Source organism: Paenibacillus sp. J2L1-98, assembly GCF_056269405.1.
The window spans coordinates 339,091-363,160 of record NZ_JBWDNW010000002.1 but is presented as its reverse complement, the minus strand read 5'-3'; the positions used below and the strand labels follow the sequence as shown (position 1 = coordinate 363,160).

General features: G+C 48.8%; 24 protein-coding genes. 15 read left to right on the top strand and 9 right to left on the bottom strand.

Features of this window, described 5'->3' with window-relative positions:
- Nucleotides 1-18 precede the first annotated feature (18 nt).
- The 7 genes from AC0YNZ_RS06360 (at nucleotide 19) to AC0YNZ_RS06330 (ending at nucleotide 6,126) form a co-directional block, all read left to right on the top strand.
- Nucleotides 19-516 carry a cell wall elongation regulator TseB-like domain-containing protein gene (locus AC0YNZ_RS06360; RefSeq protein WP_475825828.1) on the top strand — a complete coding sequence of 166 codons (498 nt, stop codon included), beginning with the start codon at nucleotides 19-21 and terminating at the stop codon, nucleotides 514-516.
- A 113-nt stretch (nucleotides 517-629) separates the two neighbouring features.
- Nucleotides 630-1,160 carry a hypothetical protein gene (locus AC0YNZ_RS06355; protein WP_475825827.1) on the top strand — a complete coding sequence of 177 codons (531 nt, stop codon included), beginning with the start codon at nucleotides 630-632 and terminating at the stop codon, nucleotides 1,158-1,160.
- Nucleotide 1,161: 1 nt separating this feature from the next.
- A complete protein-coding gene (locus AC0YNZ_RS06350) occupies nucleotides 1,162-2,655 on the top strand; it encodes an AAA family ATPase (RefSeq protein ID WP_475825826.1) in 1,494 nt (497 codons plus the stop codon).
- 152 nt (nucleotides 2,656-2,807) lie between these two features.
- Nucleotides 2,808-3,680, top strand: coding sequence for a 3-hydroxyacyl-CoA dehydrogenase family protein (locus AC0YNZ_RS06345; protein WP_475825825.1), 873 nt, complete (start codon nucleotides 2,808-2,810; stop codon nucleotides 3,678-3,680).
- Nucleotides 3,680-4,891: an acetate/propionate family kinase gene (locus tag AC0YNZ_RS06340; RefSeq protein ID WP_475825824.1), complete on the top strand. Its 1,212-nt coding sequence runs from the start codon at nucleotides 3,680-3,682 to the stop codon at nucleotides 4,889-4,891. Before AC0YNZ_RS06345 ends, AC0YNZ_RS06340 begins: the two co-directional genes overlap by 1 nt.
- A 26-nt stretch (nucleotides 4,892-4,917) precedes the next feature.
- Nucleotides 4,918-5,598, top strand: coding sequence for a DnaD domain protein (locus tag AC0YNZ_RS06335; RefSeq protein ID WP_475825823.1), 681 nt, complete (start codon nucleotides 4,918-4,920; stop codon nucleotides 5,596-5,598).
- Between the two features lie 108 nt (nucleotides 5,599-5,706).
- Nucleotides 5,707-6,126, top strand: coding sequence for a GNAT family N-acetyltransferase (locus AC0YNZ_RS06330; protein ID WP_475825822.1), 420 nt, complete (start codon nucleotides 5,707-5,709; stop codon nucleotides 6,124-6,126).
- 75 nt (nucleotides 6,127-6,201) lie between these two features.
- On the opposite strand, the gene mtnB is transcribed toward AC0YNZ_RS06330, so the two are convergent.
- The 8 genes from mtnB to AC0YNZ_RS06290 all read right to left on the bottom strand — a co-directional run bounded on the left by mtnB (nucleotide 6,202) and on the right by AC0YNZ_RS06290 (nucleotide 14,137).
- Nucleotides 6,202-6,855: a methylthioribulose 1-phosphate dehydratase gene (gene mtnB / locus AC0YNZ_RS06325; RefSeq protein ID WP_475825821.1), complete on the bottom strand. Its 654-nt coding sequence runs from the start codon at nucleotides 6,853-6,855 to the stop codon at nucleotides 6,202-6,204.
- Nucleotides 6,852-7,535 (bottom strand): 2-hydroxy-3-keto-5-methylthiopentenyl-1-phosphate phosphatase, encoded by a 684-nt coding sequence (locus AC0YNZ_RS06320; RefSeq protein ID WP_475825820.1) that lies wholly within the window; start codon nucleotides 7,533-7,535, stop codon nucleotides 6,852-6,854. The genes mtnB and AC0YNZ_RS06320 overlap by 4 nt, the downstream gene beginning before the upstream one ends.
- Nucleotides 7,535-8,764, bottom strand: a complete 1,230-nt coding sequence (locus AC0YNZ_RS06315; RefSeq protein ID WP_475825819.1) for a 2,3-diketo-5-methylthiopentyl-1-phosphate enolase — start codon at nucleotides 8,762-8,764, stop codon at nucleotides 7,535-7,537. The genes AC0YNZ_RS06320 and AC0YNZ_RS06315 overlap by 1 nt, the downstream gene beginning before the upstream one ends.
- The gene (gene proC, locus AC0YNZ_RS06310) at nucleotides 8,761-9,630 is read right to left on the bottom strand and encodes a pyrroline-5-carboxylate reductase (RefSeq protein WP_475825818.1); all 870 of its coding nucleotides are present in this window, start codon (nucleotides 9,628-9,630) and stop codon (nucleotides 8,761-8,763) included. The genes AC0YNZ_RS06315 and proC overlap by 4 nt, the downstream gene beginning before the upstream one ends.
- A 54-nt stretch (nucleotides 9,631-9,684) precedes the next feature.
- On the bottom strand, nucleotides 9,685-10,935 hold the full coding sequence (locus AC0YNZ_RS06305; RefSeq protein ID WP_475825817.1) for a glutamate-5-semialdehyde dehydrogenase: 1,251 nt from the start codon (nucleotides 10,933-10,935) through the stop codon (nucleotides 9,685-9,687).
- A gap of 17 nt (nucleotides 10,936-10,952) precedes the next feature.
- A complete protein-coding gene (proB, locus tag AC0YNZ_RS06300) occupies nucleotides 10,953-12,059 on the bottom strand; it encodes a glutamate 5-kinase (protein ID WP_475826155.1) in 1,107 nt (368 codons plus the stop codon).
- Nucleotides 12,060-12,396: 337 nt separating this feature from the next.
- The gene (locus tag AC0YNZ_RS06295; protein WP_475825816.1) at nucleotides 12,397-13,587 is read right to left on the bottom strand and encodes an aminotransferase class I/II-fold pyridoxal phosphate-dependent enzyme; all 1,191 of its coding nucleotides are present in this window, start codon (nucleotides 13,585-13,587) and stop codon (nucleotides 12,397-12,399) included.
- A gap of 88 nt (nucleotides 13,588-13,675) precedes the next feature.
- The gene (locus AC0YNZ_RS06290; RefSeq protein ID WP_475825815.1) at nucleotides 13,676-14,137 is read right to left on the bottom strand and encodes a hypothetical protein; all 462 of its coding nucleotides are present in this window, start codon (nucleotides 14,135-14,137) and stop codon (nucleotides 13,676-13,678) included.
- Nucleotides 14,138-14,259: 122 nt separating this feature from the next.
- On the opposite strand from AC0YNZ_RS06290, the gene AC0YNZ_RS06285 reads away from it, so the two are divergent.
- The gene (locus AC0YNZ_RS06285; protein WP_475825814.1) at nucleotides 14,260-15,060 is read left to right on the top strand and encodes a carbon-nitrogen family hydrolase; all 801 of its coding nucleotides are present in this window, start codon (nucleotides 14,260-14,262) and stop codon (nucleotides 15,058-15,060) included.
- On the opposite strand, the gene AC0YNZ_RS06280 is transcribed toward AC0YNZ_RS06285, so the two are convergent.
- Nucleotides 15,061-15,954 (bottom strand): LysR family transcriptional regulator, encoded by an 894-nt coding sequence (locus tag AC0YNZ_RS06280; RefSeq protein ID WP_475825813.1) that lies wholly within the window; start codon nucleotides 15,952-15,954, stop codon nucleotides 15,061-15,063.
- Between the two features lie 161 nt (nucleotides 15,955-16,115).
- On the opposite strand from AC0YNZ_RS06280, the gene leuC reads away from it, so the two are divergent.
- The 7 genes from leuC to AC0YNZ_RS06245 all read left to right on the top strand — a co-directional run bounded on the left by leuC (nucleotide 16,116) and on the right by AC0YNZ_RS06245 (nucleotide 24,064).
- On the top strand, nucleotides 16,116-17,531 hold the full coding sequence (gene leuC / locus AC0YNZ_RS06275; RefSeq protein WP_475825812.1) for a 3-isopropylmalate dehydratase large subunit: 1,416 nt from the start codon (nucleotides 16,116-16,118) through the stop codon (nucleotides 17,529-17,531).
- Nucleotides 17,532-17,559: 28 nt separating this feature from the next.
- Nucleotides 17,560-18,159 (top strand): 3-isopropylmalate dehydratase small subunit, encoded by a 600-nt coding sequence (gene leuD, locus AC0YNZ_RS06270; RefSeq protein ID WP_475825811.1) that lies wholly within the window; start codon nucleotides 17,560-17,562, stop codon nucleotides 18,157-18,159.
- 157 nt (nucleotides 18,160-18,316) lie between these two features.
- Entirely contained in the window at nucleotides 18,317-19,717 is a 1,401-nt protein-coding gene (locus AC0YNZ_RS06265; RefSeq protein ID WP_475825810.1) for an N-acetylmuramoyl-L-alanine amidase, read from the top strand.
- A 19-nt stretch (nucleotides 19,718-19,736) separates the two neighbouring features.
- Nucleotides 19,737-20,285, top strand: coding sequence for a GerMN domain-containing protein (locus tag AC0YNZ_RS06260; protein WP_475825809.1), 549 nt, complete (start codon nucleotides 19,737-19,739; stop codon nucleotides 20,283-20,285).
- A 157-nt stretch (nucleotides 20,286-20,442) separates the two neighbouring features.
- Nucleotides 20,443-22,938, top strand: a complete 2,496-nt coding sequence (locus tag AC0YNZ_RS06255) for an S-layer homology domain-containing protein (protein ID WP_475825808.1) — start codon at nucleotides 20,443-20,445, stop codon at nucleotides 22,936-22,938.
- Nucleotides 22,939-23,090: 152 nt separating this feature from the next.
- Entirely contained in the window at nucleotides 23,091-23,786 is a 696-nt protein-coding gene (gene nth / locus AC0YNZ_RS06250) for an endonuclease III (RefSeq protein WP_110770383.1), read from the top strand.
- Between the two features lie 5 nt (nucleotides 23,787-23,791).
- Complete coding sequence (locus tag AC0YNZ_RS06245) at nucleotides 23,792-24,064, top strand: NAD/NADP transhydrogenase alpha subunit (RefSeq protein WP_110770382.1); 273 nt, start codon at nucleotides 23,792-23,794, stop codon at nucleotides 24,062-24,064.
- The last annotated feature ends 6 nt before the right edge of the window (nucleotides 24,065-24,070 follow it).

The following is a 24,070-nucleotide window of genomic DNA, read 5'->3' as shown; positions in this document are numbered from 1 at the left end:
AGGAAACGTCCGCCGTTCATGACACTGCAAAGATGGCTGTTCGTTATCGTCGCTTGCCTCTTGCTGTTCATTACCGTTTTCTTTATATACTTTCGCGAAATACAAAACCCGCAATGGTCAGCTATAAGAGATGTCAAAAAACAAGCGATAAAAGCGGCTGAACTTGCATCGATCAAGAACGTATATCATCATATATGGAATAAGGAAAGCTGGGTCGTTGAAGGCAAAAATCAAGCGGACGAAAAGGTATTCGTATGGCTGACCGAAGATAGACTGCCGGAGATTAGAAAATCCTCTGAAGGCATTAGCGAGCGCCAGCTTACCAATATGTTTAAAAACGAGAAGCCTGATTCCGAATTGAAACGAATTCAGCCCGGATTGCTTGACGATAAGCCGGTTTGGGAGCTCTATTATAGTGACGGCCGGAAGCCGCAGCATTTTTTCTATGATTTCTACAGCTTCGATAACGGAGATTTAATCGATTCATATAAGTTACCTGCCAAAACGGAGCCTTAAGGCTCCGTTTCCTTATATTGCAGGACGATTCCTGAAGCGTTTCGTGATATACTTTCGTATAGCGGAGTTGATATACGGAAAGATCATAATATGCTGCAGGAGGGATTTTGATTATGATGAGACCACGAGTGATGCCTGTTATCATTACAGCTGCGATTACGGCTTCCGTTTTATTTGGAGGCTGGGCTATCTACAATCAAGTAGCCGTAGCAGCGCCAATAGAGCAAGTCGTTAAGGAAGTTCAGGGCGTTGTATCGTCTGACAAGCCTGTGATGAATCGCGACCAAGTAATTATTCAGCTCGAGCTCGCACCTGATGCTAATATTCGAGACATATATGAGAGCATTTCGGTAAACGGCAAGGATGTTTTTGGTGACCGCAAACTTAAGCTTGAAATCAAGGGCAAGTCTAACAAACAGTTAGATGATTTATGGTATGCGTCGTTGTTTAAAGTTGCGGAAGCGATGGAGACAAAAACGTACTCCAGCATCCCAAATGCGATGAACGATGCCGCGAAGTCCATGAAGGATGTAAAAGTTACGACTGAAATGGATGAAACGAATGTTTATATCACGATAAAAAATTCTGAAGCTGTTAAATATGTGGTGCTTCCACGTACGCCAGGCCAACTGGAGGCGTGGTAATATGAGAAAATACGGAGCGGAAATCGCAATAGGCTTTGTGCCTGTTCTTATCGCTTTTTTTATTTATATCGGGCAAAATGTCGTGCCGATGCTTATGCTTGGCTTGCTTGGTTTTGCTGTTGTTTACGCAGCACGCGGCAGAGGCAAGCTAACCGCAATAACCGGCCAGAAGCGCCGCACGGAAGAAAAATCGACACCATTAACGTTCGAGCAAATCGGGGGCCAGGAGCGGGCAAAGCAGGAGCTTGTCGAGGCGCTTGATTTTCTCGTCCATCAAGATAAAATTGCTAAGCTGGGCATTCGTCCGTTGAAAGGCATTTTATTAGCAGGACCGCCGGGAACCGGCAAAACTTTGCTCGCTAAGGCGGCAGCGCAATATACGGATTCCATTTATTTGGCCGCTTCCGGCAGCGAGTTCGTTGAGATGTATGTCGGTGTAGGTGCTGGACGTGTGCGCGACCTGTTTAAAGAGGCGCGTACAAAGGCGAACAAGGCGAAAAAAAGCAGCGCTGTTATTTTCATCGATGAGATTGAAGTCATCGGCGGCAAAAGGGACGGCGGGCAGCAGCGTGAATATGATCAAACCTTGAATCAGCTGCTGACTGAGATGGACGGTATTTACGCGAATGAATCGCCGCGTATTTTGTTGATCGCGGCTACCAACCGAAAGGAAATGCTCGACAGCGCACTTTTGCGTCCGGGTCGCTTCGACCGTCACATTGGAGTCGAACTGCCGGATAAGAAGGGCAGACTGCATATTTTGAATATACATGCAGAAAATAAGCCGATAGATGATGATGTTGACTTGGACCGAATCGCAAGAGAATCATATGGTTTCTCAGGCGCACAGCTGGAGAGCGTCATGAATGAAGCGGCGATTTATGCGATGCGGGAGAGCTGTGACAAAATAGCAGAAAGCCATTTATCGATGGCAATCGATAAAGTGATGATGGGTGAGAAGACGGATCGCGAGGCATCGAAGGAAGAACGTAAGCGCATTGCGCTTCATGAGCTCGGTCATGCGATCATGGCTGAGCTGGTTCGTCCAGGCAGCGTCTCTCAAGTAGCATTATCTCCGCGCGGACAAGCTCTAGGTTATGTTCGCCACAATCCGCAGCAGGATCAATACCTTTATACGAAGCAGTTTCTTAACGGGCAAATTATGATTGCGCTCGGGGGAGCTGCGGCAGAGGAAATGTTCTATGGTGATCGGAGCACAGGCTCGCGTGGCGATTTCGAACAATCGATGAGCATCGTGAAAACATTAGTCGAATCCGGATTAACCGATCTCGGTATTATCGATTCCTCCATGATGACGAAGGAAGCATGGACTACTATCAATCGTGAGATTTTAGATGAGCTTATGCTGCAAACAAAGGCGATGCTCGATGCGAAACGCGATGTATTTACACAATCGCTGCAAACGCTTCTGCGTGAGGAAACACTTAGCGGCGATGAATTTAGAAGTCTCTTTACCCCGAATACAGCAGCATAAAACGTTTACAATATTACAATTTGAAGGCGGAATGTCTATCCGCCTTCTCTTTTTTATGAAAACAGTTATAATAAGACTGAACGATATTTGCAGAGAATGTTTCTCAATTGGTTATAAGAAGCGATCTCACCATACTAAAGGAGCTACATACATTGCACATAAAAACAGTTGGCGTGGTTGGAGTAGGAACAATGGGGCAGGGAATTGCTGAAATGCTCGCCTCCAAAGGATTGGATGTTATTATTATCGAGCGTTCGGACGAGCGCCTTGCATACGGTAAACAAATGATTGAGGTTAGTTTGGATAAACAAATTGAGAAGTGGGCGCTCACGAAATCGGAGAAGAAGTTGATTATGAATAGAATCGAGCCGACGACCAGCTATGCGAAACTGGCTGGCTGCGAGCTTGTCATTGAAACGATTACGGAGGACTTGGAGCTTAAAAAGGCTGTTTTCGAAGAAATCGATAACATTTGCGGACCGGAAGTCATTCTCGCAAGCAACACGTCAACTTTGAGCTTAACGGAGCTTGCCAGCGTAACGAAACACCCAGAGCGTGTGATTGGCATGCATTTTATATACCCGGTGTTCAAAATCGACTTGGTTGAAATTGTTCGCGGGCTGAAGACGTCCGAGGAAACATTCGTGCGCACAAAACATTTTGTAGAAGAGATTATTAACAAAAAAGGAGTCATGGTATTTGAATCTCCCGGTTTCGTAACGACGCGACTTATTTGTTTGTTCATTAATGAAGCGCTGCATGTGCTGGAGGAAGGCGTTGCCTCAGCCGAGGACATCGATAATGCGATGCGCATCGGCTATTCATTCCAGCACGGACCTTTCGAAATGTGCGACCGCTTCGGTCTTGATTCTGTTTTGGCAGCTCTTGACCGGATGTTCCGCGAATATGGCGAACTTAAGTATCGTCCTTCCATCGTGCTGAAAAAAATGGTGCGTGCCGGGCATCTAGGCGCCAAGTCAGGCGTTGGTTTCTTCAAATACGATAAGGATGGGGATCGGATCTAATGAAAGTACTAGTCATCAACGCAGGAAGCTCTTCGTTAAAATATCAGCTTTACGACATGAGGGACGAATCGGTGCTTGCCAGCGGCCGTGTGGAACGAATCGGGATGGATTCCTCTATTGTCACGCATGAACCGGTCGACAAGCCCGAGGTCCGGGGCGTTAGTGAAATATTGGATCATGTTACCGCGGTAAAGCGGGTAGTGGATATGCTGACTCATCCTGAATACGGCGCAATCAGCCATTTGAATGAAATTGAAGCGGTCGGCCATCGCGTCGTTCATGGCGGGGAAGCGTTCAGCAGCTCAGTGCTCGTAACGCAGGAGGTTAAGCTGGAAATTCGCAGGCTGTTCGATCTGGCGCCTCTGCATAATCCTGCTCATATGATGGGGATTGCCGCGGTAGAGTCGAATTTGCCCGATGTGCCGCAAGCTGTCGTATTCGATACAGCGTTTCATCAGACGATGCCTAATACTTCTTATTTATATCCCATTCCGACAGTTCTGTATCGCCGTCACAAAATTCGCAGATACGGCTTTCACGGAACCTCTCATTCTTATGTAAGCGCCCAGGCAGCGGAATATTTGAAAAAGCCGCTGGAATCGATCAAAATGATTACTTGCCATATCGGCAACGGCGCAAGCTGTGCAGCGATCTTAAACGGAAAATCTTTTGATACAAGCATGGGAATGACACCTTTAGAAGGGCTGATGATGGGTACGAGAAGCGGTGATATCGATCCGGCCATCGTGCCATTCGTCATGAATAAAGAGGAATTGACATTAAACGAGGTTAACTCTATGCTTAACAAGCATAGCGGGATGTTGGCTATTTCTGGGATAAGCAGCGATATGCGTGAGGTTACCGAGGCAATGCTCGATGGCGACAAAAACGCAAAGCTTGCTTTTGACATGTACGCTTACCGGGTGAAAAAATATATCGGCGCATACGCTGCGGCGATGAACGGCGTAGATACGATTGTGTTTACGGCAGGGGTCGGCGAAAATTCAGTCGCTTTGCGCAAAGCGATCTGCGAAGGAATTTCATTCCTCGGCATTGAACTGGATGAAGAGCGCAACGCTGAGCGCCGCAAAGATGCGCGTGAAATTACAACGGATAGCTCTCGCGTCAAAGTGCTCGTTGTTCCAACAAATGAGGAGCTGTTGATAGCTAGAGATACGTATAACCTAGTTAAGCAAGCAAAAACGGTATAAAGGCTTAGTATAGGAGGCAGCTGGCAGTGAACAACGAGATTTGGAAGGCGTATTCGCATGGAATGGCCGCTGCACTGCAGGAGGGCGGTGTTTACGTATCGGCAATGCTGCTGCGCACTTACCGCGAGCTAGGTTTGTCTGATACAGAAGCGATGCTGCTGCTGCAAATCATGGTTTATATGGAAGCGGATAAAAATGATTTTCCGACGCCGGAGGAGCTTGCTGAGCGGATGGGATTGACGGTTCGGGAGATTGGCCAGACTTTGGGGCGGATGATGAAGGATGATTTCTTAACGATAGATGAGTATGTGGACAGAGATACAGGCATGCAGGCTGAGCGGTACAACTGGACCGGATGGCTGCTCAAGGCTGCTGCGCTCACCTCAGACCAGAAGCGGGAGACGAGGAGAGCTGAGCGTCAGCCTGCTAAACTGCAGGCGGCGTCATCGTCGGATTTGTTCAGCGTATTTGAGCAAGAGTTTGGACGCTTGCTCTCTCCAATAGAATGCGAGACCATTTCGGGCTGGCTGGACCATGACCGGTATACGGAAGAAATCATTCGTTTCGCGCTTAAGGAAGCTGTATTCGCGGGTAAGCTTAGCTTGCGGTACATCGACCGGATACTCATTGAATGGAGCCGCAATCGGGTTACGAATGCTGAAGAGGCACGTGCTCATGCGCAAAAGTTTCGTGGAGGAAGAGGCTAAGCCAAACGGCTTAGCTTCTTCTTATTTTTGGCTCTGTAGATTACGAGTTTCAGGCCTCGACTCAAATATGGTAGATTTGCAATAAAGATAGTTTAATGGAGGTAGTATATGGAGGCAGCATACAAGAACTTTATCATAAGTGATGATAAAACGAGGATTGATGTTCAAACTGTCATCGAATTTTTGGCAAGCAGCTACTGGGCTGACAAAAGATCTGCAGAAACCATTATACAGTCGATTCAGAACTCAATTTGTTATGGTGTATATGATGGAGAGAAAATGATCGGTTATGCGAGAATCGTTACGGATGGAAGCACCATGTACTATTTATGCGATGTTTTCATTTTGGAAGAGTACCGTAAACAAGGAATTTCTAAGATGTTAATTGAGATTATTACGAATGCTCCTGAGTTCGAATGGATGACGGGGATATTAGGGACAAGAGATGCGCACGGACTATACGAGCAGTTTGGATTTCAAAAAGAGCAGGATAAATTTATGAAGAGGCCGCCGCAAGCCCGAAAATAATAATACGAAAGATGCCTCTGGAGCAATTTGGCTTCGGAGGCATCTTTGGCGTTAAATTTTGTTGTGAAAAAAAGCTTACCGGTTGCCGCGCTGCAGCAGCTCCAGACGGTAAACGTATTCGAAAATAAACTCGAACGCTTCCAGATGGCGCTTCGCTTCAAAGGCGTTGGCGCCCCATGCATAAATACCGTGTTTGCGCAGCAAGATGCCGGGAATGTTCTTAACGATCCGCTCTGTAACCTCAGGCACGATAGATGGAATATGAGCGAAGTTGGAGACGATCGGAATATCGATATGCGCCTCTTCATCCCAAATGTTAAAGCCTTTGATCAGTTCAACCCCGTCTACCGGTACGGATTTGCGATCCCAGAAATATTCCGATATGACACTGTTGAAAACGGTATGAACGTGGAAAATCGCTCCTGCGCCTGTAAGCTTGTAAATCTCGCAGTGAATAAGCGTTTCTGCCGATGGCTTGAGGCGGGTAGCCTCACAGGGCTTGCCGTCCTGGTCGACGAATAAATAATCTTCCGGCGTATGCACGGTTTTATCTTTGCCGCTGGCCGTGACCGCGAATTGAAAATCATCTGGCTTGAAGTCGCCAACGCGAATGGACAGGTTGCCGCTTGTGCCGGGAAACCAGCCGCGCTTGGCAAAAAGCTCCTTGACGTCGCGAAGCTCGGATAGAGCCCGTTGTTTATCCTCTAATGCGATTTGATGAAAGCTCATTGCGAAGTCGTCCTTTCAGCATTCATATAGTTGATAATATCGTAGAAAGTTTCATATTCATGATGCGGGAGTCCAAGCTCGTTGCATTTCACCGTCAAATGGGAACGGGAAAACACGATATCTGCGAGCTTCGCGCCTTCAAAATCGGTTACGCTGTCACCGATAATAATTCGTTCGTATTGACCAGCGGGGAAGCGGCGCATGATGGTCGTTTTGCACATGCCGCAATCATTGCTGCAATGCTCATCGCAAGGATTCGGCCACAAAATTTCAATGCGTTCGCCGGTAAAGTCGCTGCCGTTGCAATATATATGATCGCTTGGAATACCAAACTGCTCAAGAATCGGATAAACGAAAAAGTCGATACCGCCGCTCGTTACGTAAAATTCGATCTGATTCTCCCGGCAATAGGCGAGGAAATCAGAGAAACCCTCCCGAATACGGGCGTTGGATATGCCAAATGCAACGACTTCCTTTTGCATGGAAGCGGGGAGAAGACGGAACAATTGCCCGACGCCGTCCTTAATGGACAGCTCCTGCGAAATCGTCTGATCCGCAATTTTCTCCCAGCCCTCCGGATTAAAGTGCTTTATAATTGCGATAATGTTGTCATTGACCGTTATCGTCCCGTCGAAATCACAAAATACGATACGTTTCTTTGCTGCGTTGTTATCCGTCATTATTCTTTGATCCCCCACGCGCTAATTGCGGCTTGCAGCGCTTCGTTGCCGGCTTGCTCAGCGGCAGCGCGCAGCGGAACTCCGTTTAATGTCGCTGTAATCGCTTGGCGGAATGCTTGTCCGCCAGCGGCCGTACCCATTGGATGTCCGTGAATGCCGCCGCCTGCGTTAACGACAACATCCGTGCCGAAATCCTTCAGGATAAGCGGAACAAGTCCCGGATGAATACCCGCAGACGGAACCGGGAAGCTCCTCTGCAAGTCATAGAGGGGCTCCAGCAGCGCTTCCTTAACCGCTAAATTCTCTTCCTTCGGCATAACGACTGAGCCATAAGGCGATGGGAAAAGGACCAGATCGGCACCAGCGAGTCGCATCAGCTTGCCGAGCAGCAGCGAGGCGCCGATTCCATAGTGAGGCGATGGATATATCGCGCCAGCCATGGCGGGATGAGCGGCAATCGGTACATTGATCGATTTATCGCTGCTAAGCTCGTGCAGCACATCGTAGCCATAAGCAAGCACGTTGAACAGCAGCGCGTTGGCGCCTGCGTCAATGGCTTTGCGCGCATTCGCGGCAAGCGAAGATGTAGGTCCTGTCAAATTAACGGCGTACAGCAGCTTCTGGCCGGTTTCCGCTTCTGCGCGGCGGGCGGCATCCATGCAGGCTTCAACGCGCTTCTCAAGCGGTGTCAGCGGATTTTCAAACAAAATTTCGTCATCCTTGATCAGATCTACGCCGCCAAGCGCTTGTTTATAGAACTGATCCTGCAGGTTAGACAGATCATAGCCGACAACCGATTTGAAAATACTCATAAGCAATGGGCGGTCATGAACGTTAAGCAGCTCCCGGACGCCGCTGAGCCCGAACTTTGGTCCGGGAAAAGCAGCTGCGAAATCCTCGGATACATCAAGGTCAAGCAGTTTGATTTTACCGTCCATCGAAAGCTTGCCGAATACGGTAACGAGCAGGGCGGGCAGGTCGCGGCTGAAGTTAATGTCAGGGTATGCAATTCGTATGTCGGCATAACGCTCGCCCGGTAAAGCGTTAGCAGGTTCATGTGCTTTAACGGACAGCACTTTGCCGAGATGTTTCTCCATACTTGCCTTTTGCGCTTCAGGAAGCTCTGTCCAGCTGCCAACCGTTAGGCCAACTGCGATCGAAAGCGCCTTTTTGTTAAAATCCGCTTTATCGTCAAAGGATCGGTAGGTTGCGACACATACTCCGCTCATTCCGCAATGCTCCTCTCGATAGCTTCTCCCAGCTCGCCTGCGCGCTCGGCTGAGCGCTTTACGGCTTTAATAATCGTTTCCGAAAAGCGGTTCTCAGCCATCAGCTCAAGCGCAGCCTGTGTCGTCCCGTTAGGCGAGGTTACCTTGCGGCGCAGCTCGGACGGCTCTTCGCCGGTGTAACGGACCATTTCCGCTGCGCCGAGAACCGTTTGAATGACAAGCTCTTTAGCCGCTTCTTCAGATAGGCCAAGCTCAATCGCTGACGCAATCATCGATTCCATAAAGTAGTACACATAAGCAGGGCCGCTGCCAGAGACGCCGGTTACGGCCTGCTGGAGCGATTCATCGACGACGGCATGAATGCCGACGGAGCTGAAGATCGCTTCCGTTAGCAGCTTTTGCTGCGGAGTTACGTTCTCGGAATAGCTGATTCCGGTAGCTCCGAGACCTATAGTGCTTGAAGTGTTCGGCATGGCGCGTACGACGGAGGCCTTGCCTCCAAGCAGCTGCTCGATCGCGTTAATGGACAAGCCGGCGATAACGGAAATAAAGAGCTGCTTCGGCGAGACCAACGGTTTAATGGAAGCGATAGCTTCGGCAGCATCCTTTGGCTTCATTACCAGAAATATGATGTCGGCATCGCGCAAATAGGATTCATTATTTGAGCCTTGAACGATGGTCTGTACGCCATAACGCTCATTCAGCTCATTCAGCCGCTCTTCGTTTTGCCGGTTAAGCATCGAAATCCGCTTTGGTTCAACCAGCTTTTCATTAATTAAGCCTCTCACTATGGCCTCGGCCATCGATCCGGCACCGTAGAAGCAAAGCTGCAGGCTGGCGATGCCGGTTTGTGTTAAAAGGGACATTGTAGCATTCCTCCGTTTTATCATCTATATTTTGTAAAGGGATAATGGCAGCGATTAGCCCCTTATTTGACCGCTTCCGTAGATCCGGTATTTTGTTGAAGTCAGGGCAGGCAGACCCATTGGCCCGCGTGCATGCAGCTTCTGCGTGCTGATGCCGATTTCCGCGCCGAAGCCAAATTCAAAGCCATCGGTGAAGCGGGTGGAGGCGTTATGGTATACGGCTGCCGCATCTACTTCCTGAATGAAGCGTTCAGCGTTCACCGCGTTCTCGGTAACGATACATTCCGAATGCTTCGTCCCGAAGCGGCGGATATGTTCAAGCGCCGCATCAACATGCGGAACAATGCGGATATTTAATATATAGTCGTTATACTCTGTACTAAAGTCCTCATCCGTAGCAAGCTTAACCCCTGCAAGCAGAGCAGTTGTCCGCTCGCAGCCGCGAAGCTCAACGCCAGCTTGAGTGAAGCGGTCCGCCAGCTGAACAAGATGCTGCTCGGCAAAGTCTTCATGAACGAGCAGCGTTTCCATTGAATTGCAGACGGATGGACGCTGCACCTTTGCATTAAGCGCAATTTCAAGCGCCATGCTGTAATCGGCGCCAGCATCCACGAATGTATGGCAAATGCCGGCTCCCGTTTCGATGACAGGCACGGTTGCATTTTCTACTACGTTGCGAATAAGCGACGCGCCGCCGCGCGGAATGACAACGTCCAGCAGGCCGTTAAGTTTAAGCATTTCATTAACAGAAGCGCGATCCGAATCCTCGATAAGCTGAATCGCATCCGCAGGCATTGCAGTAGCGCTAAGCGCTTTTTTCAGAACCTCTACGATTTTACGGTTCGATTCGATCGCTGCAGAGCCGCCGCGCAGGACGACGCTGTTACCGGTTTTTAAGCACAGGCCTGCCGCATCGACGGTCACGTTCGGACGCGCTTCATAAATCATGCCGATCACGCCGAGCGGAACTCTTACTTTATCAATCTTTAGTCCGTTTGGTCGGTCAAAATGCTCAAGCAGCTCGCCGACAGGGTCTGGAAGCTCGACGATTTGACGAAGACCTTCAGCGATCGCTGCTACCCGGTCACTATTCAGGGCCAGACGGTCGAGCAGGGAAGGGCTCGTGCCCTGCTCGCGACCGCGCTGCAAATCAAGCTCATTTGCGGAAATAATGGCAGCCTGCTCGGCGAGCAGAGCTTCTGACATATGAATAAGGGCTATATTTTTTTGTTCTGTCGTTAATCGGTTCATAATTGCTGCAGCATTTTGCGCCAATGCTGCTTTTTGTCTCACTTCGCTGGTCATAGCAGGAAGCCTCCTTATTATTTCAATGTAATCCATTCGTCGCGGTGAATAAACTCGATACGGGAAACGTCGATTCTACGCTTTACTTCTTCGGTCGTTAGACCGGCTACCGCTTGAATTTGCCAAGCGGCATAATTGACGACGCCACGGCCGAGCGTCTCGCCTTGGCGATTCGTTACCTCGACGACATCACCGGGAAGAAATTCACCATGGATTTCCGTGACACCGGCGGGCAGCAGGCTTTTGCCGCCTTCGAGCAGGGCGGTCACGGCGCCGTCATCGACGGCTACGCGGCCTTGCGGCATGGAGTGAAAGCCAAGCCATTGCTTCTTCATCGGCAGACTGTTCAGCTTTGTGTCGAAGTAGGTGCCCCGGCCGATGCCATCTACGGCAAGCGCCAGATCGCCTTCCTCCTGCACCCTGCCGATAAAGGCGTGCACGCCGCCGCGCATCGCGATGCGCGCCGCTTCGATTTTGGAGCGCATCCCGCCTGTACCGACGGAGGAGCCGGCACCGCCAGCCACCTTCATAATATCCTCGGAGATTTGGTCTACGCGTTCGATTTTGACGGCTTGCGGATTTTTTCGCGGATCTTCCGTATATAAGCCGTCCATATCCGTAATGATCACAAGCTTTGATGCCTTTGTCATGGCTGCGACAAGCGCAGATAAGCTGTCATTATCCCCGAATTTAGGAACAAGCTCGTCGGTAGCTACCGTATCATTTTCGTTAATGACCGGGATGATTCCGAGCCTCAGCAGCTCTTCGATCGTCATAAGAGCGTTTTGGATGCGGCGGCGGTTGGAGAAGTCCGCGCGCGTAAGTAATATCTGCGCGGCAACGATCCCGTATCCGCTGAAGGCTTCCTGATAAGCCTGCATAAGCAGCGCTTGACCGACGGCAGCGGCAGCTTGCTTCTCATGCACGATTTTTGGTTTCGCTGCATAACCGATTTGACGAAAGCCGGCTGCAACCGCACCGGAAGTCACGAGCATCACGCCGTTACCGCTCTGGTGCAGAGAGGCTAGCTCCGATGCGAAATACTGAATGCGTTCGCGGTTTAAGCCGCCTTCCTCTGAAGTGAGCGAGCTGCTGCCAATTTTTACGACTATACGTTCCGTCATCATTAATCCCATCCTATGTTTGTTTCGTGACAACAAAAAAGACTTTCGTCCATAAAGGACGAAAGTCTTAGCTTCCGCGGTACCACCTTTGTTGATGATCGCTATAACAAGATCATCCAGCTTAAGCCTATAACAGAAGGCGCTGTCCGGCTCATCGCCGGCCGCTCGGAGGTAGGTTCAGCAAGCGGCCTTCGGTAAATTCTTGCAGCCCATGGAATTTACTCTCTGATCGCGACCCCTTCTTGCTTAATAGTCCCGTCATCACGTTCATGTTCAATTCCTACAAGCATATCACGAACAGGTGCCGCTGTAAAGCGAGGCAAATGGAGGGATTGTCTTAAAATAAATTCAGTTTTCCAATCCGTTCAACCGCTTTCTGCAAGCGTGCTTCATTCGTCAGCAGCCCGAGTCGCACAAAGCCCTCGCCATGCGTGCCGAATCCTACGCCCGGAGCGACGACGACGTCCGCTTCCTGCAGAAGCAGATCGGCAAACGATTCGGAAGTATAGCCCTTAGCTACAGGCAGCCAGCAGAAAAACGAGCCTCCCGGACGTGCAGCTTTCCAACCAATGCGATCGAGAGCGGCGAATAAAGCTTCACGGCGGCTTTCATACATCGCTCTCAAATCGCTCACGCATTGCTGCGGACCGGTCAAAGCGAGTGCAGCGGCTTCTTGAATACCGCCAAAAAGGCTGCAATAGTAATGATCCTGAATCAAATTAATCAGCTTGACGATTTGAGCATTGCCGATCGCAAAGCCAACGCGCCAGCCGGCCATATTATAGGTTTTGGACAACGTGTAGAACTCGACGCCGACTTCCTTCGCGCCTGGCGTTTGAAGGAAGCTGATCGGCTTATTACCGTCGAAGCCGATTGCGCCATATGCGAAATCACTTGCGACAACAATTCCATGCTTCTCGGCGAATTCCACCGTTTCCGCATAAAATGCGGCATTCGCAACTGCACCTGTCGGATTGTTCGGATAGTTCATGAACATAAGCTTGGCTCGCTTGGCGAGTTCAGGGCTGATTGCATTATAGTCCGGCAAATAGTTATTTTGCTCCGTGAGCGGCATGAACGCCATTTCGGCTCCCGCAAGCGCCACGCCCGACCAATAGTCCGGATAGCCGGGATCCGGCACGAGGCAAACATCGCCGGGATTAAGCAGGCATTGGCTAATTTCGACGAGGCCGGTTTTTCCTCCGAAGAGAATAGCGACTTCCGTCGTTGGATCTACATCAACGTTGTAATCCTCTTTGTACCGCGCAGCTACGGCTTCCTTTAGAAAAGGGTAGCCGCTAAACGGCGGGTACTTATGATACAGCGGATTCGCTGCAGCTTCCTGCAGCTTCGCAACGATATGGGGAGGGGTCGGCTGATCCGGATTGCCTTGTCCCAAATTGATTACATCGCGTCCTTTGGCCGTTTGCGCATTCGCTTTGGCGACCAGCTTGGCAAAAAATTGCGTCGGAAGTCCATTCATCCGATCCGCAGGTTGAATAAGATGTTTACCTGTTTGTGTTTCCATACCCTCACACTCCACATGACAAAATCGCTATCTATATTTGGCAATAGCTTAAATGTAGCATGAATGTGGGGAGAAGAGAAGCGGCACGTTAAAGGGCGGGAACGCCTACTTTTTGAATAAACGGTTTAATGTCAGCTTTGAACAGGAACAAATACGGTCTGCGCTTCTCGTCAAACATAAGCAAGAGCGGCGGCTTGTCCTTACAATAAAATAGAAATAGGTCGTCGGATGCGACCGTAATGTCGTTTACCTTAATGCTTACGGCTTTCTCAAGCGGGACCCGGTATACATAGCTGCAGCTTTCATCGCTTGTCAGCTGCGGCGCCAATCCCGTGATGGAATCGAGCCACGATGCGGCAAAAGCTTGATAACCGGCATCGTTAGGAATCGTTTTAATGACTTTGCCAGCTGCCACATCGAATACTTGTATCGGCTTAGGGCCGACCTCGGAGCTGGGCGTGCTAAGGGCAGGATGAGCGGCAGCGACTTGCGCAAACAAAAAAAGCGAGCAGCAAGCCAGGAGCATTGCGGCTATTCGTTTATGAAACATAACGGACATTCTCCTTTTCTATCGTAAAGTGGTAAAGACCTCGTTGTTACAGTTCCCATCTTGACACAGATCCATGACACGGTATCATTAGGGAAAAAAAGCAAAATGGGGAGGAATGGCGGATGAGTCATCAATTGCGGCTTGCACTGCTGCAAATGCATATAGATGCTGGAAATCCGGAAGCAAACTTTACGAAGCTGGCGGGCATGCTTGAAGAAGCGGTCAGTCAAGCGGTGAAGCCGGATGTCATCATGTTTCCAGAAATGTGGAATACAGGCTATGCGTTAACGGAAATTCAATCAATAGCGGATAGGAACGGGGATCGTACGAAAGCTTTTTTGTCCGAATTCTGTAAGAAACATCAGGTTCACATCATCGGAGGATCGATTGCTGAGCTGAAGGAGGACAAGGTGCTTAATACGATTTATGCATTTGACCGTGACGGAAACGTCATAGCGGACTATTCAAAAATCCATCTGTTCCGTCTGATGGAAGAAGAGAAATATTTGGCCGCGGGCGATAAGCCCGGCAAGCTGGAAATCGAAGGGGCCGGTGCGGGGATGATGATTTGCTACGATATCCGCTTTCCGGAGCTTGCCCGGAAGCTGGCGCTAGAGGGGGCCAAGCTGCTGTTCGTTCCTGCAGAATGGCCGCATCCGCGCCTTCATCATTGGCGTACGCTGCTCACGGCGCGCGCGATCGAAAATCAAATGTTTGTTATTGCCTGCAACCGCATGGGTTCGAGCGGCGATACTCATTTCTTCGGACATTCGCTTGTGCTTGATCCATGGGGAGAGACCATTGCGGAAGCCGGCGAAGAGGAAACGATACTTTATGCGGATATTGATTTGGCATTAGTCGATGCTGTTCGCTCGAAAATTCCGGTGTTTGAAGACCGCAGGCCTTCTATATATGAAGCTTGATTACCGGTAGCTGCTGACCGTCTTGTTCAACGTACGGATGAAGGCGTCAGCGGCTTTGGACAGATAACGTCCTTTGCGGCTTGCCACCACCAGCGTTCTGGTCGGTCTCTGCATTAATGGGATATAGGCTGGAGCAAATTCAGAGCCTTTGACCCGTGTAAGCATCTGCGGAACAAAGGCGATTCCCATGCCGCCGGCTACGAGTGATTGTATCGTTTCCATATTGCTGCTCTCGAACACGATTTGCGGAGAGAAGCCGGATTGCTCGCATAAATCGACCGTAATTTGGCGAAAGCCTTGACCCCGCTTGAGGCCGATAAACGGCTCCTCCTGCAAATCCGATATATCGATTGGGCCTTCGCGGAGGGCGAGAGGATGCTGGGGAGGGACTGCCAAGCAAATCTCTTCTTCTAAGAAAGGCTCCCAAGCTAGCGAGTTGTCGATAAGCGGAAGGGACAGCAGGCTTAAATCCGTTCCGCCGCTTGCAGTCAACTGCTCGAGCTTGGCTGTCGTATCCTCAACCAAGACGATCTCGATTTGCGGATATTGCGCGCCGAAGGCAGGAAGGACAAGCGGAAGTATATGCGAGCCTGTGATAGGCAGCGTTCCTACGACAAGGCGGCCGCGGCGCATTTGCGCCATATCGTCCATCTCTTGCTTTAACTGCTCAACGGCATCGAGAATGGTTTGGGATTTATTAACAAATACCTGTCCGGCTTGGGTCAATTCGACGGAATTGGTCGTACGGCGAAACAAAAGCACGCCAATTTCCTGCTCCAGCTTAGACAGCTGCTGGCTGAGAGAGGGCTGCGCAATATGCAGTTTCTCCGCAGCGCGGGAAAAATTTTTTTCCATGGCGATTTGAATAACGTAATTCAATTGTCTTAATTCCATGTTGGTTCCCCTTCTATTCTTAATTAAAATGTAAAACTTCCATTATAGTTATTACCTATAGTCGTTATAGATATTATATCTTGGATCAATGAAGAAAGAAATGATATAGTAGGTTCAGTTAAGAAAAGCAGAAGATTTTATGAAACGATGGGGTGAATATAATGACGAAAAAGACAATGTTTGAGAAGATCTGGGATAATCACGTCATTCATCAGGAAGAAGGCAAGCCAAGCGTCATTTATATCGATTTGCAGCTCGTTCACGAAGTAACGTCGCCGCAAGCGTTTGAAGGCTTACGTCTTTCGGGACGCAAAGTACGTCGTCCTGACCTTACTTTCGCTACGATGGATCATAATGTACCGACGAAGGACCGTTTCAACATTACGGATCCGATCTCTAAGCAGCAAATCGACACACTTACGCAAAACTGTAAAGATTTCGGCGTAACGCTGTTTGATCTAGACAGCATCGATCAAGGTGTCGTGCACGTTATGGGACCTGAACTTGGACTTACACATCCAGGTAAAACGATCGTTTGCGGCGACAGCCACACTTCTACTCACGGTGCTTTCGGCGCATTGGCGTTTGGTATCGGTACGAGTGAAGTTGAGCACGTTATGGCTACTCAATGTTTGCAGCAATCGAAAGCGAAGACGCTTGAGGTTCGCTTTAACGGCAATCGTAAGCCGGGCGTAACGGCAAAGGACTTGATTCTTGGCGTTATCGCGCAGTACGGAACGGATTTCGCAACTGGCTATGTTATTGAATTTACCGGCGAAGCGATCACCAGCTTGACGATGGAAGAGCGTATGACCGTTTGCAACATGTCGATCGAAGCGGGCGCTCGCGCCGGCCTAATCGCTCCGGACGAAACGACATTCGAATATCTGCGCGGCCGTCAATACGCGCCGGCTAACTTCGATGAAGCGGTTGAAGCTTGGAAACAGCTTACGACTGACGAAGGCGCAGAGTATGACACGGTTGTTCACTTCGACGTTGATGCTCTAATTCCGCAAGTTACTTGGGGTACTAGCCCGGGTATGGGTACGAACATTACGGCGAAGGTTCCATTCCCGGCTGATCTTCCAACTGAGAATGAGCGTAAAGCAGCTGAAGCAGCACTTGAATATATGGATCTTAAGCCAGGTACGCCAATGAACGAAATCGAAATCGATTATGTGTTTATCGGATCCTGCACGAACGGACGTATTGAAGATTTGCGTGCTGCCGCTGAAATTGCGAGAGGCTACAAGGTTAGCGACCGCGTAACGGCTATCGTCGTTCCGGGCTCGGGCCGCGTAAAAATTCAAGCCGAGAAAGAGGGCTTGGACAAAATCTTCACAGAAGCAGGATTTGAATGGCGTGACGCAGGCTGCTCGATGTGTCTGGCGATGAACCCTGACGTATTGAAGCCGGGCGAGCGTTGTGCATCGACATCCAACCGTAACTTCGAAGGCCGTCAAGGCCGCGGCGGACGTACGCATCTTGTATCTCCTGCGATGGCTGTCGCTGCAGCTGTTATGGGCCGCTTTACAGATGTACGTGATTGGGAAATTAAATCCGAAGTGTTGAACTAATTGAACGCGAGAGAGGGGTATATCCGATATGGAACCGTTTAAACAACTTACAGGCATCGTCGCCCCGGTCGACCGGGTCAATGTCGACACTGATGCAATCATACCTAAACAATTTTTGAAGCGCATTGAGCGCAGCGGCTTCGGTCAATTCCTATTCTTCGAATGGCGTTTTCACGAGAATGGCGATGTGAACGTTGAGTTCGAGCCGAACAAACCACGTTACGAGGGTGCTTCCGTACTCATTTCCCGTGCAAACTTTGGTTGCGGATCTTCCCGTGAGCACGCGCCTTGGGCGATTCTTGATTATGGCTACAAAGTAATCATCGCTCCTTCTTATGCAGACATTTTCTACAACAACTGCTTCAAAAACGGTATTTTGCCAATTAAGCTAAGCGAAGAGCAGGTTGAAGATTTGTTCCAGCGCACGGCGAAATATGACGGCTACAAACTGACGGTTGATTTGGAAAACAAACAGCTTACGGATGAGCATGGTCTAACGATCGCCTTTGATCTTGATGAGCACCGTCGTCAATTTTTGCTGCAAGGCCTTGATGATATCGGTTTGACTCTTCAGCATGAAGACAAAATTACAACTTACGAGCAAAAGCACGCCGCTCGTCTTGGCTAATAAAACGAAACAAAGAGGACGGCTCTGCCCTAATGGGCGAATCGTCCTCTTTTTTCCTATAAACGCAACTTTTTCTGACAAGCTGCGTCTATATTTTAGTCTGTAAAAGTCGAATGCACTCATTCGATGCGGGCAATTTCAGTCATCGAGGTGGGAAATGAAAAGGTTTGTATCCATGTTGTTATTTATGTCTGTTTTTTTCACGTTGTTCGCCGCTGTAGGACATGCTGCAGAGGTCGTCCCGAAGCTTTATTTGAACGGTAAGCTGCTGCAATCTGATGTCAATCCGCAAATCATCGATAATGCAACGGTTGTTCCGGTGCGGACCGTATCAGAAGGTTTAGGCTATCAAATAACTTGGGATAATACGGCCAAGACAGCGACGGTCAATCATGGCGATGATGTCATTAGGCTTAAATTGAATGACAAAATTGCAATGGTAAATGACCAAATGGTACAAATGGATACCACAGCATCAATCGTTAAAGGCACGACATTAGTTCCGCTTCGCTTCTTAGGCGAGCAGTTCGGCCTCAGCTTTGAGTGGAAGGCCGCGGAAAAAGAAGTACATATGTATGAGCAGCCGACTGTACCTGCGGGAACGACCGGCTGGATTACGCAAATTACTTATGACGGCAGCAGCAGCTTGACGGTCATTTATGATGGCGTTGTCAAAGCAAACAAACCGTTATTGCTCGAGAATCCGAAACGCGTCGTATTTGATTTTCCGGCGACAGCATATTCTTCGGATTTGAAAAGCCAGTTTTTGAACGGTCAGGTAGAATTTGATGTTACAGACAGCAATTATTTGGATGGCTTCCGTTATTCCTTATTTTCAAATTCGCCTGCAACAGCACGTCTCGTCATCCTTATCGGCGATAATACGGGATATGTCATGACAGAGGATTCGGGCAAAATGCAATTCAGCTTCATGTCGAACTCGGATGTTCCCGTCGATCCGAACGCTCCTGTCGACCCGCCGGTCGTTGTTAATCCGGAGGATCCCCCAGCAGCGAACGATGTTTTTGATGTCGTAATCGATCCCGGGCATGGCGGATCGGACCCAGGCGCGAAAAGCGTGCTTAACAAATGGGAGAAAGAATTTAACCTAAGCGTTGCTCTTAAGATGAAAGCGCTTCTCGAGAATGAAAGCAAAATTAAGGTGCATTTATCAAGGACGGGCGATACTTATCCATCATTAGATGACCGCATCAAATTTGCCGAGAACTTAAAGGCTGATTTATTTCTTTCCATTCATGCCAACAGTGCACCCGGAACAACCGCTTCCGGCTCAGAAACCTACTATTATCGCGATGACAGCATTGCCTTTGCAAATGTTGTACATAAGCATCTCATTGCAGGAACCGGCCTGAAAGATCGTAAAGTCAAAAAAGAAGCTTATAAAGTCATAAAGCAAACGACCATGCCGGCCGTATTAGTCGAAGCGGGCTTCTTATCCAACACAACCGATTCGAAAATACTTTTCGACGATGCATCTCAAAGCCGCATTGCCAAAGAGCTGGCAGCAGGCATCAAGGAATACTTAAACGTAAAATAGAAAGCAGGTGTTCAGTGTAATGAAAATATTCAAAGCACGCGGGCTTCTTGCTGTCATCATTTTATCTGCTGCGATCGCAGGCTGCGGTGTACAGGACAAGCCACAGAATAACCAGGGCAGTACAATTGATGAGCAGTCTCCAACCGCTTCACCAACACCTGCGCCTACAGCCGTAATCAATGTGCGCGAAGCTATTATTTACTTAACCGATGCGGAGCTGGTTGAAACCGTAGAGAACCCGGTAAAGCTTTCTTATGAAACGGATCTGGATCTGGTTAAGGCGGCACTCACTGAATTGCAGAAGGATGCTGGCGAGAATGCTTTATCGTTATGGAAGCCGATTGAGATTAAATCCGTAGAGCTGGAAGGCGGACAAGTTACAATCGATATCCATTTGCCGGACGAAGCCCGTCTTGGTGCGCCGGGCGAGATGCTCGTTATTGAGACTTTGAAAAAGACATTGTTTCAATTCGACTTCGTTCAAGCTATAGAGCTGTTGGATGATGGTGAAAAGGTCGAGACGATAATGGGCCACGTTGAGCTGGAACATCCGATGAAGCGGGAATAGGACAAGTAAACCGGGCGCTTCGAAATTAACTTAATAAACAATGTCAAATTGAATGTTTGATGCTTATATTTCATCGTGAAACGGCTCCGTCCTTGCATAGGACTGCGAAGCCGTTTCTGCTTGAGTCATTATAAATTTTTAGGGGGAATATCATCCTATGACATTGCATTTTGCAGGCAAAAAGATTTTGATTGGAGCGCTGGCTTTCTCATTAGTCGCTGGGAGCGGTGTCATCGTACCATCCGCTATTAGCGCTGCTGCCAGCGGTCTTACGACTCCGTTTAAAGACGTTAGCAGCGGTCATTGGGCCGAGAAGCATATCGCTAAGCTGGCCTTGCAGGGGATTATTGAAGGGAATACAACGACGAGCGGCGCTTTTGTATTCCGGCCTAGCGAAAATGTAAGTCAGCAGGAAGCTGTTCTTATGGCGCTTCGATTTATGGGCTTAGATCAGAAAGCGGACCAGGATGCGATTATCGGCTTCCCGACCTCCTTTGCCGTAAGCAAATATTTTAAAGCATATGTCACTCTTGCCTTCCAGGAAGGTCTGCTTGATCAAGCGGAGGAGTTCGAGCTCGCCGGCAAGGATACCAAGAATGCTTGGGGGACGAAGCCTGCTACCCGCGAATGGGTGACGAAGCTGATGGTGCGAGCGATAGATAAGGAAGAGGAAGCGGTACGTTTGCAAAATACGGCCTCAACCTTTTCGGATGCGGCTCAAATCAATCCGCTGTACAAAGGGTATGTGAACGCGGCATCGAAGCTCGAGCTCGTTAAGGGCGTTACGGCTGTTAAATTCGATCCAAAAACGAATGTGAACCGGGCGAGTCTCGCAACGATGTTCAGCCGCGCAGAGAAGCTGTTCCCGGTTGCGTATGAAGGTCAAGTAAACGGGATCGTATCGCGGATAACCGACACATCGCTGACGATTTACAGCAACAAGAAGGAAACAACCTATACGCTTGATTCGGGTACGTTATTTTATCACTACAATACGGAAAAGACGATTACGAGAGAACAATTGCTGGAGTACGGCGATGTAACGGTCATTGCAAAAGACGGCAAGGCGTTATACGTCGAGGTACAGGGTGATAAGCAGTATACGAAGACGATTACAGGAACGCTCGATCGCGTCATTGCAAACGAAAAGAAGCTATATGTCTGGATAGACGATAAGCCAGTTGAAATTTTTTATAACGATTCGGTCGCTGTTGTGGACAATGAGGGCAAAGCGCTTACGCTCAGCTCTATTAAGAGAGACAGTCAAATCAGCATCGTACAGGACAATTTCCGCGATAAGCCGTTAGCTCTTAAAATTATAGCTTCCCCGCAATCATCGGCTGCGAACGTAAAAGGAACATTTTATGGAACGGATGGCGAGCTCATAACCGTTATGGACGGCACAGCGCTCGTATCTAAATTTATGGCCGATACGGTAACCGTTGAAATTGACGGGATGAGCGGCGCGATGATAGACGATCTGATTAAAGAAGCGGATCAAGTGGAGCTTGCGCTTAACGACAATGATCAGGTGACGAAAATTAAAGTCGTGAACCGTAATGTGAAAATGATTGCCGGTGCGCAAATCGCCAGCTACGTTTACGATAAAAAGCTGTTGACAGTCGTTGATGCGGCAGGCGGAAATGCCCAGGCGCTTTATTTCACAGATAAAACAAAGATCGAGTACAGCGGCAACATTATTTCGCTTTCTTCAGCAAACAACCTATTGACTGCAAACCGTAAAATCATAATCAGTTATACCGGAAACTCAATCGTGTCACTTCAATTCGTAACGAAGTATACGGGCGCATTGGTTTCCATGAATTCGACTACCAATCTGTTGACTGTACGATTAGATAGCGAGGCTTTGGTTTCGCTGCCTTATAATACGGCTAATGTTGAACATCCGGCGATTGCGGGTGCGGGCCTTAGCGATTTGAAAACAGGCGATCTGCTCACGCTGGAATTAAACAGCAATCAAGATCGCGTGTCAACGATCAAAGTGCATATGAATGCGCAATATGAAGTCTTATCTGTTGATGCGATTAACAAAAGTCTTCGCGTCAAAAATGCTGCGGCAGCCGCATTCGATTTATCGGTGCTCAGCTCGGAGCTGCTAAGCGAAGCGGGTGCAAAGCTTACGATTGAACAAATTGCTGCAGGCTCTTTAATTAATGTGAACTATATCGGTAAGCAAGCAGCGGTTGTGAAATCTGTGACCGCCACTTACGGCAAGGTGCAATCCGTTTCGGCTGACAGCGTAACGATTGTGGACCTTGCGGGTCAAACCGTTGCTTACAATGGCAGCGCAGGCTTTGTCATCATTGAAGGAGCTTCTCAAGGATCAGCAACGAGCCTGTTGACGGCTGGCGATTACGTTGAGGTTCAGAAGCTGGATGGCAACAAAACGCAATTTACTGTAGCGGTCGGTGAAAGCCGCGTATTTACAAGCTATAATGCGGCTTCGGGCCAAATTTGGACGGAGAAGGTATCGGATGCGGATAACCGGAATTATTTTAACGTAACGAGCAGCACAAAGTATTTTTCGAACGGAAATGCAATTGCGCTCGCCGCTTTCAAAGCAGGCGACGCGATTACGATTTTCGGGTTCAGAAACAATGCGATTGCAATCGTCAAGCAGCCAAATCAGTAAATTTTGAAAGATTTCAGCTGCAGATATTTATTTTTTGTGAAAAAACTGCCTTTAGGGGCAGTTTTTTTTATAGAATGTGCTTGATTAAGGTTGCGAAGCGTGTCAAATTTCGCTACACTTTGAACGATAGTGTTTGATTAGGAGAGAGGACGATGAGTGCGAAACAGAAAATGCGTCATGTACTGGACATTGTTGCGGACATGTTTCCAGATGCGCACTGTGAGCTTAACCACAGCAATCCGTTCGAGCTGACGATAGCCGTGCTGCTGTCGGCGCAATGTACGGATGAAACGGTCAATAAAGTGACGGTGTCTTTATTTCAAAAATATAAGCGTCCCGAAGATTATTTGAGCGTACCGCTTGAAGAGCTTGAGCAGGACATTCGCCGCATCGGCTTGTTTCGCAGTAAAGCCTCCAACATACAAAAGCTATGCCGTATCGTCATCGATAAATATGACGGGGAAGTGCCGGAAAGTCATGAGGGATTGACTGAGCTGCCGGGAGTAGGGCGCAAGACGGCTAATGTCGTCATGTCTAATGCTTTTGGCGTACCCGCTATTGCCGTCGATACGCATGTGGATCGTGTATCAAAGCGGCTGGGTTTTGCAAAGCCGGATGATACGGTGCTTGAGGTTGAGAAGAAGCTCATGAAACTCGTACCGCGCGAGGAGTGGACTTTAACCCACCATAGACTAATCTTTTTCGGCCGCTATCATTGCAAAGCGCAAAGCCCGCAGTGTCCGGTTTGTCCGCTGCTAGATGTTTGCAAAGAAGGAAAACAACGTATGAAGCCAGGTTTTAAAACAAAAAATAAGACTATAAAACCTAAAATAGCCAATGAAGGATGATGAAAATGAACTGTATTTCCGTGTACACAAACAATTTTGAGCTTTTTTCCGATATTTACGAGCAGGTGCTCGAGTCTCCGCCAGAGGAGAACGAAGATCTCGTCGTAGAAGGGATTACAGTCAGCGGCTCCGGCGACGTGCCTGAGCAATACATCGAGCGTATGCGCGCTAAACCTGAGGTTGTCGTTATGAGAGATAAAGAACGCAACATTATGATTTTGCAGCACGGCAACGTATTTGAAATTTGTCTGCCGACCGAAGAAGAGCAAGCTGTTTAAGGAGAA